The organism is Streptomyces sp. NPDC002138, assembly GCF_040296485.1.
In the GTDB taxonomy this organism is placed as follows: Bacteria; Actinomycetota; Actinomycetes; order Streptomycetales; family Streptomycetaceae; genus Streptomyces.
Window position 1 is genome coordinate 62,611 of the sequence record NZ_JBEOXE010000017.1, and the last position, 15,907, is coordinate 78,517.

A 15,907-nucleotide genomic window follows, 5' to 3' on the forward strand; every position below is an offset into this window, starting at 1 on the left:
CTGCGACGCACGAAAGCGGACACCCACATGCCCAAGTCCCGATCCTCCCTCCTGACCCGTCGTGGCCTGATCGCCGCGGGTGGCGCCCTCGGCCTGGTCGCCGCGCTCACCGCGTGCGGCGGTTCCGACGCGAAAGCGGAGAAGGGCGACACGGACAAGGCGGGGGCCGCCCAGGGCGCCTGGACGTTCAAGGACGACCTCGGCAAGACCGTCTCCCTGAAGGCCAGGCCGAAGAACATCGTCGCCTTCACCGGCACGGCCGCCGCGCTCCACGACTACGGCATCCCGGTCAAGGGCGTGTTCGGCCCGACGACCCTGCCGGACGGCAAGCCGGACGTGCAGGCCGGTTCGATGGACGTCTCCAAGGTCGAGGTCCTCGGCAACGTCTACGACCAGTTCAACGTCGAGAAGTACGCGTCCCTGCAGCCCGACCTGCTCCTCACCAACACCTGGGACGGCACGTACTGGTACGTCCCCGAGGCCTCCAAGGACAAGATCCTGAAGCTGGCCCCGGCCGCCGCGATCTCCGTGGGCGGTGACGTCAGCCTCACCAAGCCGCTGGAGCGGATGGCCGAGCTGGCCAAGTCCCTGGGCGCCGACATGAACGCCAAGAACGTCGTCGACGCGAAGGCCCGCTTCGAGGCGGCCTCCGCCAAGCTGCGCGCGGCCACCAAGGCCAACCCGGGCGTCAAGGTGCTCGTCGGCTCGGGCGCCGATCAGATGTTCTACGTCTCCACCGCGAAGACCTCGGCCGACCTCAGGTTCTTCGAGGAGCTGGGCGTCGAGTTCGTCAACCCCGAGAAGCTGGACGCGGGCGGCTTCTTCGAGAGCCTCAGCTGGGAGAACGCCGGCAAGTACAAGGCCGACGTGATCATGCTCGACAACCGCAGCGCCACCCTCCAGCCGGACGCCCTCAAGGCGAAGCCGACCTGGAACGAGCTGCCGGCCGTCAAGGCGGGCCAGGTCATCCCGCGTGTCACCGAGCCGATCTACTCGTACGACAAGGCCGCCAAGCTCGTCGAGGACCTCGCCGCCTCCATCGAGAAGGCCAAGAAGCTGGGCTGAGCCCGGACCACCGGGGCCGCCCGACCGCCGGACCCCGACCGCCGTACGCACCGACTCCCAGGGGGGACCCACCGCATGACCGCCACCGCACCGGCCCAGGCCCAGGCCCAGGCCCCGGCCGCCGCCGTCGCCCACTTCCGGTTCTTCGCGCTGGAAGTGCTGCGCACCCGGCGCCTCGGCCACTCGTTCCTGCGCGTCACCTTCGGCGGCGAGTCCCTCGCGGACTTCCGCTCCGGGGGCTACGACCAGAGCCTCTCGCTCTTCCTCCCGCAGCCCCACCAGGACCACACCACGCTCCCGTCCACGGACGAGGAGACCTGGTTCGGCGCCTGGCGCGCGATGCCGGACGAGGAGCGTCCGGTGATGCGCTCGTACACCGTGCGCGAGCAACGGCGTACACCGGAGGGCGCGGACGAGGTCGACATCGACTTCGTCCTGCACGGCGAGGGCAGCCCGGCCTCTTCCTGGGCGGGCAGGGCGGTGTCGGGCCGCAGGATCCTGGCGATCGGTCCGGCCGTCGCGGAGAACAAGTCCGTCCGGTTCCAGCCGCCCCCGGGCACCGACGCGATCCTGATGTACGCCGACGAGACCGCGCTGCCGGCGGCCGCGGCGATCCTGGACCGGCTGCCGGACGGCGCCCGGGTGAAGGCCTGGTTCGAAGTGCCGCACGAGGACGACCGGATCGTGCTGCCGACCCTGGCGGACGCCGACATCACCTGGATCGTCCGCGCGGATCCGGGGCCCGGGCGCACCGACCGGGTGCTGGACGTGCTGCGGGCGGCCGGACTCCCGGGCGCCGAGGCCCCGTACGCCTGGATCGCGGGCGAGGCCGGCACCGTGCGCGCGGTCCGCCGCCACCTCGTGCGGGAACGTTCCGTCGACCGGCGCGCGGTGCGCTTCACCGGCTACTGGCGGCTCGGCAGGACCGAGGAGCAGCTGCTCGCCGAGGCGTACGCGGGCGAGTCCCCCAGCGAGGAGCCCGACTCCGCGCTCTAGCAGGTGACATGAGAAGGGCCCCGGCTTCCGGCCGGGGCCCATCTCTATTTGCTGGTGTTACTTAGGTTAGGCTAACCTAAGTAACACCAGCCCCACTCCCTCTCTTCCCTGCCCGGAGGAACCAGTTGATGCGTCAGCATCTGCTCAACGAGACGACCGCGGACCTCTACCGGCGTTCCGTCACCGAGGGCGTCGCACGCGTTGCGGCCAAGATCGCCACCACGGAACGGCCCCACACCGGCATGTCCGTCGACGAACTCACCCCGGTCATCGACGGGATCGACCTGGACCAGCCGCTGGTGGACCCTGCCCTCGTCCTGGACGAGCTGGAAGAGGTCTACCTGCGCGACGCGGTGTACTTCCACCACCCGCGCTACCTCGGTCACCTCAACTGCCCGGTCGTCATACCGGCGGTGCTCGGCGAGGCGGTCCTCTCGGCCGTCAACTCCTCGCTCGACACCTGGGACCAGTCCATCGGCGGCACGCTCATCGAGCGCCGCCTGGTCGACTGGACCGCCCGGCGCATCGGCCTCGGCCCCGCCGCGGACGGCATCTTCACCTCCGGCGGCAGCCAGTCGAACTTCCACGCGCTGCTCCTCGCCCGTGACGAGGCCTGCCGCGCGATCATGCGGAACAGCGCGGCCGTCCTGCCCAAATCGCAGGTGCTGCCGAAGCTGCGCATCTTCACCTCCGAGTGCAGCCACTTCAGCGTGCAGAAGTCGGCCGCCATGCTCGGCCTCGGCTACGAAGCGGTCATCTCCGTCCCCTGCGACGCCAACCGCCGGATGGACACCTCGCTCCTGGCCCTCGAGCTGGAGACCTGCGTCCGCGAAGGCCTCTTCCCGATGGCCGTCGTCGCCACGGCGGGCACCACCGACTTCGGGTCCATCGACCCGCTCCAGGAGATCGCCGACCTCGCCGCCGAGCACTCCGCGTGGATGCACGTGGACGCCGCCTACGGCTGTGGCCTGCTGGTCTCCCCCACCCGCCGGCACCTCCTCGACGGCATCGAGCGCGCCGACTCGGTCACGGTCGACTACCACAAGTCGTTCTTCCAGCCCGTCTCCTCCAGCGCGATGCTGGTCCGCGACCGCGACACCCTCCGGCACGCCACGTACCACGCGGACTACCTCAACCCGCGCCAGATGGACGAGCCGGGGGCTCCTCCCAGCGGTAGCTGGGGGAAGATCCCCAACCAAGTCGACAAGTCGATCCAGACCACGCGCCGCTTCGACGCCCTCAAGCTCTGGATGACCATGCGCGTGATGGGCGCGGACGGCATCGGCTCGCTCTTCGACGAGGTCGTCGACCTGGCCGCCGAGGGCTGGAAGCTGATCGACTCCGACCCCCGCTTCGAGGTCGTCGTCGAGCCGCAGATCTCCACCCTGGTCTTCCGCTTCGTCCCCGGCCCGGACGCGGGCGAGATCCGCGCCGACCTGGTCGACGAGGCCAACCTGCACGCCCGCAAGGCCCTGTTCGCGTCGGGCGAGGCGGTCGTCGCCGGCACCAAGGTGGACGGCGACCAGTACCTGAAGTTCACCCTCCTCAACCCGCAGACCACGACGTCCGACATCGCGGCCGTCCTCGACCTGCTCGCCGCGCACGCCGAGCAGTACCTGGGAGAATCCCTTGTCCACGCCTCGTGACCTCCGTGAGCCCCGCGGGCCGCACGACTTCATCGCCATCGGACTCGGTCCCTTCAACCTGGGACTGGCCTGCCTGACGGCGCCGATCGACGAGCTCGACGGTCTGTTCATCGAGTCGAAGCCGCACTTCGAATGGCACGCCGGGATGTTCCTGGACGGCGCGCACCTGCAGACGCCGTTCCTGTCGGACCTGGTCACGCTGGCCGACCCGACCTCGCCCTTCTCCTTCCTGAACTACCTGAAGGACAAGGACCGGCTGTACTCCTTCTACATCCGGGAGAACTTCTACCCGCTGCGGACCGAGTACAACGACTACTGCCGCTGGGCCGCCGACCGCCTCGACAACGTCCTGTACTCGACCTCCGTCACCGAGGTCACCTACGACGAGGCCGCCGGGCTGTACGAGGTCCACACCGACCGGGGCTCCGTGCACCGCGCCCGCCGCCTGGTCCTCGGCACCGGCACCCCGCCCTTCGTCCCGCCGGCCTGCGCGGGCCTGGGGGGCGACGTCACGCACAACTCCGCGTACACGCGGCACAAGGCGGAGCTGCAGAAGAAGAAGTCGATCACCCTGGTCGGCTCGGGCCAGAGCGCCGCCGAGATCTACTACGACCTCCTCTCCGAGATCGACGTACACGGCTACCAGCTCAACTGGGTCACCCGCTCCCCGCGGTTCTTCCCGCTGGAGTACACCAAACTGACGCTGGAGATGACCTCCCCCGAGTACGTGGACTACTTCCACGCGCTGCCGGAGGAGACCCGCTACCGCCTGGAGACCTCGCAGAAGAACCTCTTCAAGGGCATCGACGGCGAGCTGATCAACGCCGTCTTCGACCTGCTCTACCAGAAGAAGGTCTCCTCGCCGGGCCCGGTCCCGACCACCCTGCTGACCAACACCGCGCTGAACTCCGCGGCGTACGACACCACCACGGGCACCTACACCCTGGGGCTGCGCCAGGAGGAGCAGGAGCGCGACTTCACCCTCACCACCGAGGGCCTGGTGCTCGCCACCGGCTACAAGTACAGCGTCCCGGAGTTCCTGGACCCGGTCCGCGACCGGCTGAACTTCGACGGCCACGGGCGCCCCGACGCGGCCCGCAACTACAGCATCGACATCACCGGCCGTGGCGTGTTCCTGCAGAACGGGACGGTCCACAACCACTCGATCACCTCGCCCGACCTGGGCATGGCCGCGTACCGCAACGCGTACATCGTCGGGGAACTGCTCGGCCGCGCGTACTACAAGGTCGAGAAGTCCATCGCGTTCCAGCAGTTCGCCGCCCCGGAAGGCACCCTGGCATGAGCACCACCGACGTCCTCTTCACCCGCACCGACCCGGCGCTGGGCACCTTCGCCCTGCGGCCGCTGGACCCCTTCGCCGACGCGGAGCTGCTGCACGGCTGGGTCACCCACCCGAAGGCCGCGTTCTACCTGATGCAGGGCGCCTCGCTGCCGGACGTCGAGCGCGAGTACATGAAGATCGCCGCGGCCGAGCACCACGACGCGTTCATCGGACTGCACGACGGCCGCCCGGCCTTCCTGATGGAGCGCTACGACCCGAGCGAGCTGGAGCTGGTCGGTCTGTACGACGCCCGGCCGGGGGACGTCGGCATGCACTTCCTGGTCGCCCCCAGCGACCGGCCGGTGCACGGGTTCACCCTCGCCGTCCTCACCACGGTCATGGCGGCCCTGTTCGACGACCCGGCGACCCTCCGCGTGGTCGTCGAGCCGGACCTGCACAACACCGCCGTGCAGGCCCTGAACGCGGCGGTCGGCTTCGAGCCCGACGGCCCGGTCACCAAGCCCGAGAAGGAAGCCCTGCTGAGCTTCTGCACCCGCGCCCGGTTCCAGGCGGCCACGGCCGCGCAGGGAGCCTTGGCATGAACCTCGCCGACGCCGTCGCCCACCTCTCCCCCGCACTGTGGGAGCGCGCCAACCGCGCCCTGGTCCGCAAGGGCCTCGCGGAGTTCTCGCACGAGCGCCTGCTGACCCCCGAGCCGCTCGGCGAGGACCGCTACGCCGTCCGCAGCGACGACGGGAGCGTGGAATACCGCTTCACCGCGCGCCGCCACGCCCTGGACCACTGGGCGGTCGAGGAGCCCTCGGTCACCCGTCACCAGGACGGCCGAGAACTCCCCCTCGACGCGCTCGACTTCCACATCGAGCTGCGCGAGACGCTGGGGCTGAGCCCCGAGGTGCTCCCGGTGTACCTGGAGGAGATCTCCTCCACCCTCGCCGGGACCGCGTTCAAGTACACCAAGGAGCAGACCCCGGCCGCGGTCCTCGCGAAGTCCTCCTTCCAGGACATCGAGACGGGCATGACCGAGGGCCACCCCTGCTTCGTGGCCAACAACGGCCGCCTCGGCTTCGGCGTCCACGAGTTCCTCTCCTACGCCCCGGAGGCCGCGAGCCCCGTCCACCTCGTGTGGGTCGCGGCGCGCAAGGACGTCTCCACCTTCACCGCGGGCGCCGGGCTGGACCACGACTCCTTCCTCCGCGCCGAGCTGGGCGAGCGCGCCGTCGCGGGCTTCGCGGCGCGCCTCGCGGAGCAGGGCCTGGACCTCGCGGACTACCACCTGCTGCCGGTCCACCCCTGGCAGTGGTGGAACAAGACCTCGGTCACCTTCGCGGCCGAGATCGCGAGCCGGCGCCTCGTGCTGCTGGGCGAGGGCGAGGACGCCTACCTCGCGCAGCAGTCGATCCGGACGTTCTTCAACCGGAGCGCGCCGGAGAAGCACTACGTCAAGACGGCGATCTCGGTCCTCAACATGGGCTTCATGCGCGGCCTCTCCGCCGCCTACATGGAGGCCACCCCGGCCATCAACGACTGGCTGCACCAGCTGATCCAGGGCGACGAGACCCTGCGCTCGGTCGATTTCTCGATCATCCGCGAGCGGGCGGCCATCGGCTACCACCACCGCCAGTACGAGCGCGCCACCGACCGGTACTCGCCGTACCGCAAGATGCTCGCCGCGCTGTGGCGCGAGTCCCCGGTGGCGTCCCTGCGCGAGGGGGAGCGGCTGGCCACGATGGCCTCGCTGCTGCACGTCGACTCCGAGGGGAAGTCCTTCGTGGGCGCCCTGATCGAGGAGTCGGGGCTGGCTCCGGCCGAGTGGCTGCGCTCGTACCTGCGCGCCTACCTGGTGCCGCTGCTGCACTGCTTCTACCAGTACGACCTCGCCTACATGCCGCACGGCGAGAACACCATCCTCGTCATCGAGGGCGGCGTGGTGAAGCGGGCGGTCTTCAAGGACATCGCCGAGGAGATCGTCGTCATGGACCCGGACGCGGTGCTGCCGCCCGCGGTCGAGCGGGTCCGGGCGGACATCCCGGAGGACATGAAGCTCCTGTCCGTCTTCACGGACGTCTTCGACTGCTTCTTCCGCTTCCTGGGCTCGATCCTGGAGTCGGAGGGCATCTGCGACGAGACCACCTTCTGGCGGGCGGTGGCCGAGTGCGGACACGCCTACCAGGACTCGATGCCGCAGCTCGCGGAGCGGTTCGAGCGCTACGACCTCTTCGCCGAGGAGTTCCAGCTGTCCTGCCTGAACCGGCTCCAGCTGCGCGACAACAAGCAGATGGTCGACCTCGCCGATCCGGCCGGCGCGCTCCAGCTGATCGGCACCCTCAAGAACCCCGTCGCGCCCTTCGCGCGGCGGTGACCGGAGGCCGGGCGCGCGCTCCGATACGGTCCCTCGCGGCGCGCACCCGGCCCTCGCGGCCCCTGGTCCCGACCTCGTCCCCGCCCGGCCCCACGGGTCAGGACCAGGGGACGTCCGGTGCCCGGTAGAAGGTCACGCCCTGCTCGTCGAGGCGCGGGCCCTGCTCCGCGAGGCGTTGCGCGTACGCCGTCCAGTCGTGCGCGCTCTTCGGCGCCCAGCCCAGCTCCGCGAGCCCCAGGACCCGTGGGAAGGCCATGAACTCCAGGTCGGCGCGGGTCCCGATGGTCTCGGTCCAGAGCGGGGCCTCCACCCCCAGCACCGCGGACTCCGGCACCCCGGACCCGCTCAGGTACGTCCCCGGGTCCCAGTCGTACGCCCGCTTCACCGGCACGAAACCGGCCCAGATCAGGCCCGGCTTCGTCGTCAGGTCGTACTTCATGTCGAGGTAGAGCCGGTCCGCCGGGGACAGGATCAGCGGGTGCCCGCTCTTCGCGGCGTCCGCCACCTTCGCCTTCTCCGCGGCCGAGGTGGTCGCGGTCCCCCAGTACTGGAGCACCGTCCCGTCCGCCGGGCGGGCCGCCGCCAGCTGGTGCCAGGCCACGGCCTTCTTCCCGTACTTCGCCACCGACTGCTGCGCCCGCTCCATGAACGCCGCGTAGTCCTCGGCCTTCGTGCTGTGCGCCTCGTCGCCGCCGATGTGCAGGTAGCGGCCCGGGGTCAGCTCGGCCAGTTCGCCGAGCACCTCGTCGATGAAGCGGTACGTGACGTCCTTGCCCACGCACAGCGAGCTGAAGCCGACCTTGATCCCCGTGTAGCGCTTGGGCGCCTTGCCGTCGCAGTTCAGTTCGGCGTAGGAGGCCAGCGCCGCGTTCGTGTGCCCCGGCATGTCGATCTCGGGCACCACCTCGACGTACCGCTCCTTCGCGTACTCCACCAGCGAGCGGTACTCCTCCTTGCTCCAGGACCCGCCGGGCCCGGAGCCGACCTCGGTGGCGCCCCCGTACTCCGCCAGCCGCGGCCAGGAGTCGATGGCGAGGCGCCAGCCCTGGTCGTCGCTCAGGTGCACGTGCAGCGTGTTGACCTTGTACTGGGCGAGCTGGTCGACGTACCGCTTCGCCTGGCCGACGGGGAAGTGGTGGCGGGCGATGTCGAGCATGGCGCCCCGGTAGGCGAAGCGCGGCCGGTCGGTGATCGTGCCGCCCTGGATCAGGCCGCCGCCCGCCGCGGGGGCCAGCTGGCGCAGGGTCTGCACCGCGTAGAAGAGCCCGGCCGGGGTGTGGGCGGTGAGGGTGACGGCGGTCGCGTCGGAGGTCAGCTTGTACCCCTCCGCGCCGAGCTCCTCGGCCCCCTCGTCGATCCGCAGCAGGATTCCGTCCGCCTCGGCGCTGTCCACGACCATCAGGGACAGGCCGCTGGAGGCGCGCAGCCGCTCCGCGAGCCGTTCGGCGGCCTCCCGGGTGTCCGGGGAGGCCGGGTCGGCGCGGATCACCGTGCCCGGACCGAGGACGTAACCGGTGCCCGGGGCGGCGGCTCTCGCCTGCGCGGGCGCCGGGAGCAGCCGTTGGTAGGCGGGGAGCGCGGGCGCCGGGGCGCCCGGTTTCCCGTCATCGCCCTGGGCCGCGGTGCAGGAGACCGCCGCCATGAGGACCAGCAGGGCGGCGAAGGTGCGCGGGACTCTCATGAGCCCAGGTATAGGCCAGGAGCGGCCCCGCGCACGGTGCGAGAATCCGGGCATGGCGGAAATCATCCAGAAGGATGGCAATTGGACGTTCGACGGGGACGCGGTGCGCATCGTGCCGGGCCACGACAAGGGGGTGGGGCTGCTGCGCCGGACCCTCGGCGAGGTGGTCGTGCCGCTGCGCGCGCTGGCGGGGATCTCCTTCGAACCGGGGCGCAGGGCGGGCCGGTTGCGGCTGCGCCTGCGGGACGGGGCCGATTCGCTGCTCCAGGTGACGGGCGGGCAGCTGCCGGAGGCGTCCGATCCGTACGTGCTGACGGTGCACGCGGACCGCGCGGGCGTCGCGGAGTACTTCGTGGACGAGGTGCGCCGCGCCCTGCTGCTGGAGCGGGTGGATCCGGGCCCGGTGGACGCGTACCTGCTCCCGGGACCCGTGGTGCCGATCACGGTGGGCGCGGGGGACGGGACGGTGTCCTTCGACGGGGACCGGGTCGCGCTGGAGTGGAACTGGAAGACGGAGGAGTCGAAGCGGTCCGCCGGACCCCGGGATTTCCGTGCGGGTGACCTGCGGTCGGTGGAGTGGTTCCCGGCGGCGGGGATCGAGAACGGCTACCTCCGTTTCGCCCTGAGGGGCGCGCCGCCCGCGCCCGCTCCGAAGTACGACCCGTACGCGGTGGAGCTGTTCGGCTTCAGGAAGGACCCGCTGATGGCTTTGGTCGCGGCGGCGGTGCTGGCGCGGATGCCGCATCCGGCCGCTCCCCGGGACGCCGTTGCGGCGGGGTGGGCGAAGAAGGAGCTGCCCGCCGCGGCCACGCCCGCCGGGGAGGCCCCGGCGGAGGATCACGACGTGCTGCTGCGGCGGCTGCGCGAGCTGGCCGAGCTGCACCAGGGCGGGGTGCTCACGGCGGAGGAATTCTCGGTGGCGAAGCAGGCCGTTTTGCGTCGTTTCTGACCGACCCGGACCGGATTATTCTCTTCCGTTGGTCCGTACCAGCTTAATCCTGCCCGATTCCGGGCAGGATTTTTGCGTTCCGGGCGATCGGCGGTCAGTATCTACGGGTGCCCGATCGCCTCGCGTCGCATGACGACCTCGTCGACCACCTGGTCCGCAGCACCGCGCTCCAGCGCGGTGAGGCCGCCCGGGTCGTGCTCGACGTCCTCGCGTACTTCGACGAGACGACCGAGGAATTCGTCCGGCGCCGCCACCGCGAGCTGCAGTCCGGCGGCGCGGTGAACGCGGACATCTTCGAGCGCATCGCGGCCGAGCTGCCGCACCGCGCCGTGGCGCCGCCGGAGCTCTCGCTGCGGCAGCTGCGCCGCATCGTCTACGGCTGAACCGGCCGCGCGGCCACCGGGCCGCCGCCGGGCACATGTATCGAACTTCAGGAGGGGCATCACCGTATGTGCGGAATTGTGGGTTACATCGGCAAGCGTGACGTGGCACCGCTGCTGCTGGAGGGACTCGCGCGACTGGAGTACCGCGGTTACGACTCGGCCGGCATGGTCGTCAACACCCCGAAGTCCCCCGCGCTGAAGATGGTCAAGGCCAAGGGCCGAGTCCGCGACCTGGAGGCGAAGGTCCCCAAGCGCTTCACCGGCACCACCGGCATCGCCCACACCCGCTGGGCCACCCACGGCGCCCCGAGCGACCACAACTCCCACCCGCACCTGGACCCCGAGAACAAGGTCGCCGTCGTCCACAACGGCATCGTCGACAACGCCTCCGAGCTGCGCGCCAAGCTCGAGGCCGACGGGGTCGTCTTCGCCTCCGAGACCGACACCGAGGTGATCGTCCACCTGATCGCCCGCGCCCAGGCGAACACCCTGGAGGAGAAGGTCCGCGAGGCGCTCAAGGTCATCGAGGGCACCTACGGCATCGCCGTGATGCACGCCGACTTCGCCGACCGCATCGTCGTCGCCCGCAACGGCTCGCCCGTCATCCTCGGCATCGGCGAGAAGGAGATGCTCGTCGCCTCCGACGTCGCCGCGCTCATCGCCCACACCCGCCAGGTCGTGACCCTCAACGACGGCGAGATGGCCACCCTCAAGGCCGACGACTTCCGCACCTACACGACGAGCGGGACGACGACCACCGCCACCCCCGAGACCGTGGAGTGGGAGGCCGCCTCCTACGACATGGGCGGCCACGACACCTACATGCACAAGGAGATCTCCGAGCAGCCCGACGCGGTCGACCGCGCGCTGCGCGGCCGGATCGACGACCGGTTCTCCACCGTGCACCTCGGCGGCCTGAACCTGGACCCGCGCGAGGCGCGCGGCATCCGCCGCGTCAAGATCCTGGGCTGCGGCACCTCCTACCACGCGGGCCTCATCGGCGCGGGCCTCATCGAGAGCCTCGCGCGGATCCCCGCCGACGCCGAGCCGGCGTCCGAATTCCGCTACCGCAACCCGGTGGTGGACCCCGACACCCTCTACATCGCGGTGTCGCAGTCCGGTGAAACGTACGACGTGCTCGCGGCGGTGCAGGAGCTCAAGCGCAAGGGCGCCCGCGTCCTCGGCGTGGTCAACGTGGTCGGTTCGGCCATCGCCCGCGAGGCCGACGGCGGCGTGTACGTGCACGCGGGCCCCGAGGTCTGCGTCGTCTCCACCAAGTGCTTCACCAACACGGTGGTCGCCTTCGCGCTGCTCGCCGTCCACCTCGGCCGCATCCGCGACCTGTCCGTCACCGACGGCAAGCGGATCATCGAGGGCCTGCGCAAGCTGCCCGCCCAGATCCAGGAGATCCTGGAGGGCGAGGAGGACATCAAGAAGCTGGCCGCCGAGTACGCCGAGGCCAAGTCGATGATGTTCATCGGCCGGGTGCGCGGTTACCCGGTGGCGCTGGAGGCCTCGCTCAAGCTCAAGGAGATCTCCTACATCCACGCCGAGGCCTACCCGGCCTCCGAGCTGAAGCACGGCCCGCTCGCCCTGATCGAGCCCGCGATGCCCACCGTCGCGATCGTGCCGGACGACGACCTGCTGGAGAAGAACCGCGCGGCGCTCGAGGAGATCAAGGCCCGCAGCGGCCGGATCCTCGCGGTGGCCCACCGCGAGCAGGAAAAGGCCGACCACACCATTGTGGTGCCGAAGAACGAGGACGAGCTGGACCCGATCCTGATGGGGATCCCGCTCCAGCTGCTGGCGTACCACACGGCCCTGTCCCTGGGCCGGGACATCGACAAGCCGCGCAACCTGGCCAAGTCGGTCACCGTCGAATAGTCGCTCCGCCCGTCGGCCGGCGGCCGGCGACGGACGACGAACTGCCCCCCGTGCCTCGCGCACGGGGGGCAGTTCGCTGTTCCGCTCCCGGTTCAGCTCGCGGCGACGGCCCCGCGGGAGCTCCCGCCGACCGCCATCGGCCACTTGGCGAGCGCCGCCGTGGCTCCGTACCAGCCCAGCAGTCCGGAGACCGCCGCGACCCAGCCCGCCGCCTTGGCCAGCGAGCCGCTGTCCGCGAAGGCGGATATGGCGAGCAGCACCAGGGAGAGGAACAGCAGGCCGTACATGACCTGGCCGAACAGCCCGCTCGCGGCGCCGACCGTGAGGGTCAGTGCCAGCAGGGCGAAGAGCACGAGAAACGTTCCGCCTGCGTGGGCGGACACCTTGTCGCCCGCCCCACTGGCCCAGGTGAACCAGAAGGCGCCGAGCCCGGCGAACGCCGTACCGTTGAAGCCGTTGCCGCCGCGGAATTCGAGGACCCCGAGGACGAACAGGGCGAGACCGCCGATGTACATGGCGAGCGAGACGGAATCCGCCGCCGACACCCCGCTGATGATGCCGGTGTGGCCGATTCCGAACGCGAGAAGGGTCAGACCCAGGGCCAGGTGCCCCAGGGTCGAAGTCGTGGCCGTGCTTCCCGCAGAGACGTCGTTGTCCACGGCGGGCTCCCTTCGATCTGCAGTTTTGTGCTGTGTCCCAGCGACTTTTATCTACCCTTCACAAGGGAGCAATCCACCAGACCGTGGGTCACGGGTGGGTCACGGGACGGAGTCGCCCGGTTACGGGATGACGACAACCGGCCGCTGGGCCCGCTTGGCGAGGCGCCCGGCCACCGAGCCGAAGAGCCGCCCCACGAAGCCCTGGGTGGAGCCGACCACGATGGCGTCGGCCGCATACTCGCGGCCGACCTCCTCCAGCTCGTGGCAGATGTCCCCGCCCCGCTCGACCAGGATCCACGGGACCTCGGTCAGATAGTCGGCGCAGGCCAGCTCCAGCCCGAGCACCTCGGTGCGGTGGTCCGGGACGTCCACGAAGACGGGCGGCTCGCAGCCGGCCCACACCGTGGTGGGCAGCCGGTTGGCCACATGGACGATGATCAGACCGGAGCCGGAGCGACGGGCCATCCCGATCGCGTACGCGAGCGCGCGCTCGCTGGACGTCGAGCCGTCGAATCCCACCACGACCCCGTGCCGGAAGGCCGGGTCGCAGGCGAGACGTGTCTGTTCCACCGCGCGCAGGTCGGCCGACACGGAGTCGGCGAGGGGTTTGCGCTTGCGGTCCGCGGGTTCGGAGAATTCGTGACCGGCCATGGGCGTCTCGGCGAAAGGTCCTCGGGATAAGGGTCGCGCGGAATCGGCGACTCAGGGTGACGGGGGTCTGTCCGGGAAACCATCTTCCCAAGCCCTTACCCCCAGGGTACGGCGACACTCCTGTCGTGCACAGGGCTTGCCGCCCTTGGAGAGCGTCGAAGGGAGCATGCCGGAGCGCGGCCGCCTTGGCAATGGCCGCTGCCCCCTACAGGCAGTGACGAGCCACCCGTGCGCGCAGTGACCGAGCCCTGCCGCGCGGCGTTGGACAAGGGTCCGACCGTCCAGGAAGAGCCCGCAGGGAGTACGCCGTGCCCGGTCATCCGGTCCACCCCGTCCAGCCAGCTCCGCCGGCACAGTCCGCCCCACCGCGCCCGCGCGCCCACCACGCGTCCGTTCACCCGTCCGTTCACCCGTCCGTGCGCTCCGCTCGGCACCCCGGCGACGATCCGGCGGGTGACGTGGTCCGCTGGGCCGCCTTCAGCTGCCTGCTCGTCCCCGTGGTCCTCGTCGTCTACGGGACCTCCTTCGGCGGGGCCGCGGTCGCGACCCTGGGCCTGATGACGGTCACGGCGGCGTGCCGGGTGATGCTGCGCCACTCGGAGAAGACCCAGCGGGCCGCCGTCCGGGTCCCGGTGGCGCTCCCCCCGGGGGCCGCACCCCGCGGCCGGCACTCCCGTCCGGGGGCCGGAACCCATCGTGGCTGCCAGGGCTCCGGCGGCGGGATCTCCACCCACGAATGACTGATTCGTACACCCGCGCCCGCATGTTTTCAGCCAACTTCCCTTCCGGACTCCACCCTTGCCGGAAGGCCTGCCCAACCCCCCCACCACCAGGGACGACGGAGCCGGAGGAAGGCTCTGACCCTATGCGTACTGGCCAGCGGCCAACGGCGCGCTTCCCACCCGCCTGGCGGAGTGGAAGGGTTCCTGATCGAATGCTTTTCGCCAAGTTGCCAAGTCGACATAGCGCTGCGTGCTGAACTTGTCACGCCGACACCACGGGACGCAGTAGATTCGATCATGTATTTACGGCGGGGGATCACGTGCAAGGCCGAGGGGAAACGTGCAGGTGCGACCAGACCAAGGAGTCGCGACACCCAAGGGGGGCTTAGCGCCATGAGCCAGGATTCCACCGCCGTCGTCGCGGACGCCGGCCGGAAGCTCGCAGGGCGCCGCCGCAGGGAAATTGTTGCGGTGCTGCTCTTCAGCGGCGGTCCGATCTTCGAGAGTTCCATTCCACTCTCCGTGTTCGGCATTGACCGGCAGGACGCGGGAGTTCCACGCTATCGACTGCTCGTGTGCGCCGGGGAGGACGGTCCGCTGCGGACCACCGGCGGACTCGAACTGACCGCGCCATACGGGTTGGAGGCGATCGCCCGGGCAGGCACGGTCGTCGTGCCCGCTTGGCGCTCCATCACTTCGCCACCGCCTCCGGAGGCGCTCGACGCACTGCGTCTGGCGCACGAGGAGGGGGCCCGGATCGTCGGACTGTGCACGGGAGCCTTCGTGCTCGCCGCCGCCGGTCTGCTCGACGGGCGGCCCGCGACGACGCACTGGATGTACGCGCCGACGCTGGCCAAGCGGTACCCGTCCGTCCATGTCGATCCGCGCGAACTGTTCGTGGACGACGGCGACGTACTGACGTCCGCGGGCACCGCGGCCGGAATCGACCTGTGCCTCCACATCGTGCGCACGGACCACGGCAGCGAGGCGGCCGGGGCACTGGCCCGCCGGCTCGTCGTGCCGCCGCGCCGCACCGGGGGCCAGGAGCGCTATCTCGACCGGTCGCTGCCGGAGGAGATCGGCGCCGACCCGCTGGCCGAGGTCGTCGCCTGGGCGCTGGAACACCTCCACGAGCAGTTCGACGTGGAGACGCTGGCGGCCCGCGCCTACATGAGCAGGCGCACCTTCGACCGGCGGTTCCGCTCGCTGACCGGCAGCGCGCCGCTGCAGTGGCTGATCACCCAGCGGGTGCTCCAGGCACAGCGGCTGCTGGAGACCTCCGACTATTCGGTCGACGAGGTCGCCGGGCGTTGCGGGTTCCGCTCGCCGGTCGCGCTGCGCGGGCACTTCCGGCGGCAGCTGGGGTCCTCCCCCGCCGCCTACCGCTCCGCCTACCGGGCGCGCCGGCCGCAGGCCGACGTATCGCAGGTGGCACAGCTGGACGGGCCGGTTCCGCACCAGCGCACTCCGCAGCCCCAGCGGGCCGCGGCCGCGCTGGCGGCCACCGGACCGTCGGTGACCGAGCTGTACTCCCCCGGCCGGGTCCTGCGCGAACACGCGTAGTCCCCGCCCCGGGCGGACACCGCCGCACGGCAGGTCCCTCCGGCCC

Annotated in this window: 14 protein-coding genes; 11 read left to right on the plus strand and 3 right to left on the minus strand. The window is 70.7% G+C overall.

Annotation, left to right across the window (positions count from 1 at the left end; genetic code table 11):
- Positions 1-27 precede the first annotated feature (27 nt).
- The 6 genes from ABT084_RS13940 to ABT084_RS13965 all read left to right on the plus strand — a co-directional run bounded on the left by ABT084_RS13940 (position 28) and on the right by ABT084_RS13965 (position 7,369).
- Positions 28-1,065: an ABC transporter substrate-binding protein gene (locus ABT084_RS13940; RefSeq protein WP_351042372.1), complete on the plus strand. Its 1,038-nt coding sequence runs from the start codon at positions 28-30 to the stop codon at positions 1,063-1,065.
- Between the two features lie 75 nt (positions 1,066-1,140).
- On the plus strand, positions 1,141-2,061 hold the full coding sequence (locus ABT084_RS13945; protein WP_351042375.1) for a siderophore-interacting protein: 921 nt from the start codon (positions 1,141-1,143) through the stop codon (positions 2,059-2,061).
- Between the two features lie 128 nt (positions 2,062-2,189).
- Positions 2,190-3,707, plus strand: coding sequence for a pyridoxal phosphate-dependent decarboxylase family protein (locus ABT084_RS13950; protein ID WP_351042377.1), 1,518 nt, complete (start codon positions 2,190-2,192; stop codon positions 3,705-3,707).
- Positions 3,691-5,010 (plus strand): lysine N(6)-hydroxylase/L-ornithine N(5)-oxygenase family protein, encoded by a 1,320-nt coding sequence (locus ABT084_RS13955; RefSeq protein WP_351042380.1) that lies wholly within the window; start codon positions 3,691-3,693, stop codon positions 5,008-5,010. The genes ABT084_RS13950 and ABT084_RS13955 overlap by 17 nt, the downstream gene beginning before the upstream one ends.
- On the plus strand, positions 5,007-5,591 hold the full coding sequence (locus tag ABT084_RS13960) for a GNAT family N-acetyltransferase (protein ID WP_351042383.1): 585 nt from the start codon (positions 5,007-5,009) through the stop codon (positions 5,589-5,591). The genes ABT084_RS13955 and ABT084_RS13960 overlap by 4 nt, the downstream gene beginning before the upstream one ends.
- Positions 5,588-7,369 (plus strand): IucA/IucC family protein, encoded by a 1,782-nt coding sequence (locus ABT084_RS13965; RefSeq protein ID WP_351042387.1) that lies wholly within the window; start codon positions 5,588-5,590, stop codon positions 7,367-7,369. The genes ABT084_RS13960 and ABT084_RS13965 overlap by 4 nt, the downstream gene beginning before the upstream one ends.
- Before the next feature lie 97 nt (positions 7,370-7,466).
- Here ABT084_RS13965 and ABT084_RS13970 read toward each other — a convergent pair whose 3' ends face one another.
- The gene (locus ABT084_RS13970; RefSeq protein WP_351042390.1) at positions 7,467-9,050 is read right to left on the minus strand and encodes a beta-N-acetylhexosaminidase; all 1,584 of its coding nucleotides are present in this window, start codon (positions 9,048-9,050) and stop codon (positions 7,467-7,469) included.
- 52 nt (positions 9,051-9,102) lie between these two features.
- On the opposite strand from ABT084_RS13970, the gene ABT084_RS13975 reads away from it, so the two are divergent.
- The 3 genes from ABT084_RS13975 (at position 9,103) to glmS (ending at position 12,266) form a co-directional block, all read left to right on the plus strand.
- Entirely contained in the window at positions 9,103-9,999 is an 897-nt protein-coding gene (locus tag ABT084_RS13975; protein WP_351042393.1) for a DUF4429 domain-containing protein, read from the plus strand.
- 107 nt (positions 10,000-10,106) lie between these two features.
- Positions 10,107-10,382 carry a hypothetical protein gene (locus ABT084_RS13980; protein WP_351042396.1) on the plus strand — a complete coding sequence of 92 codons (276 nt, stop codon included), beginning with the start codon at positions 10,107-10,109 and terminating at the stop codon, positions 10,380-10,382.
- Positions 10,383-10,448: 66 nt separating this feature from the next.
- Entirely contained in the window at positions 10,449-12,266 is a 1,818-nt protein-coding gene (glmS, locus tag ABT084_RS13985; RefSeq protein ID WP_351042398.1) for a glutamine--fructose-6-phosphate transaminase (isomerizing), read from the plus strand.
- 92 nt (positions 12,267-12,358) lie between these two features.
- Here glmS and ABT084_RS13990 read toward each other — a convergent pair whose 3' ends face one another.
- Together ABT084_RS13990 and ABT084_RS13995 are read right to left on the minus strand one after the other, a co-directional pair.
- On the minus strand, positions 12,359-12,925 hold the full coding sequence (locus ABT084_RS13990) for a GPR1/FUN34/YaaH family transporter (protein ID WP_351042401.1): 567 nt from the start codon (positions 12,923-12,925) through the stop codon (positions 12,359-12,361).
- A gap of 120 nt (positions 12,926-13,045) precedes the next feature.
- A complete protein-coding gene (locus ABT084_RS13995; protein ID WP_351042404.1) occupies positions 13,046-13,576 on the minus strand; it encodes a universal stress protein in 531 nt (176 codons plus the stop codon).
- 416 nt (positions 13,577-13,992) lie between these two features.
- Here ABT084_RS13995 and ABT084_RS14000 point away from each other — a divergent pair, with 416 nt between their 5' ends.
- Both ABT084_RS14000 and ABT084_RS14005 read left to right on the plus strand, forming a co-directional pair.
- A complete protein-coding gene (locus ABT084_RS14000) occupies positions 13,993-14,316 on the plus strand; it encodes a hypothetical protein (protein WP_351042407.1) in 324 nt (107 codons plus the stop codon).
- Positions 14,317-14,691: 375 nt separating this feature from the next.
- Positions 14,692-15,861, plus strand: a complete 1,170-nt coding sequence (locus ABT084_RS14005; RefSeq protein ID WP_351042409.1) for a helix-turn-helix domain-containing protein — start codon at positions 14,692-14,694, stop codon at positions 15,859-15,861.
- Positions 15,862-15,907: the final 46 nt, after the last annotated feature.

What these genes read in the sequence shown, in the direction of transcription:
- ABT084_RS13995 (WP_351042404.1), bottom strand. Translation starts at nt 13,576, where the DNA reads ATGGCCGGTCACGAATTCTCCGAACCCGCGGACCGCAAGCGCAAACCC.
- ABT084_RS13965 (WP_351042387.1), top strand. Translation starts at nt 5,588, where the DNA reads ATGAACCTCGCCGACGCCGTCGCCCACCTCTCCCCCGCACTGTGGGAG.
- ABT084_RS13975 (WP_351042393.1), top strand. Translation starts at nt 9,103, where the DNA reads ATGGCGGAAATCATCCAGAAGGATGGCAATTGGACGTTCGACGGGGAC.
- ABT084_RS14005 (WP_351042409.1), top strand. Translation starts at nt 14,692, where the DNA reads ATGAGCCAGGATTCCACCGCCGTCGTCGCGGACGCCGGCCGGAAGCTC.
- ABT084_RS13950 (WP_351042377.1), top strand. Translation starts at nt 2,190, where the DNA reads ATGCGTCAGCATCTGCTCAACGAGACGACCGCGGACCTCTACCGGCGT.
- glmS (WP_351042398.1), top strand. Translation starts at nt 10,449, where the DNA reads ATGTGCGGAATTGTGGGTTACATCGGCAAGCGTGACGTGGCACCGCTG.
- ABT084_RS13940 (WP_351042372.1), top strand. Translation starts at nt 28, where the DNA reads ATGCCCAAGTCCCGATCCTCCCTCCTGACCCGTCGTGGCCTGATCGCC.
- ABT084_RS13945 (WP_351042375.1), top strand. Translation starts at nt 1,141, where the DNA reads ATGACCGCCACCGCACCGGCCCAGGCCCAGGCCCAGGCCCCGGCCGCC.
- ABT084_RS13970 (WP_351042390.1), bottom strand. Translation starts at nt 9,050, where the DNA reads ATGAGAGTCCCGCGCACCTTCGCCGCCCTGCTGGTCCTCATGGCGGCG.
- ABT084_RS13960 (WP_351042383.1), top strand. Translation starts at nt 5,007, where the DNA reads ATGAGCACCACCGACGTCCTCTTCACCCGCACCGACCCGGCGCTGGGC.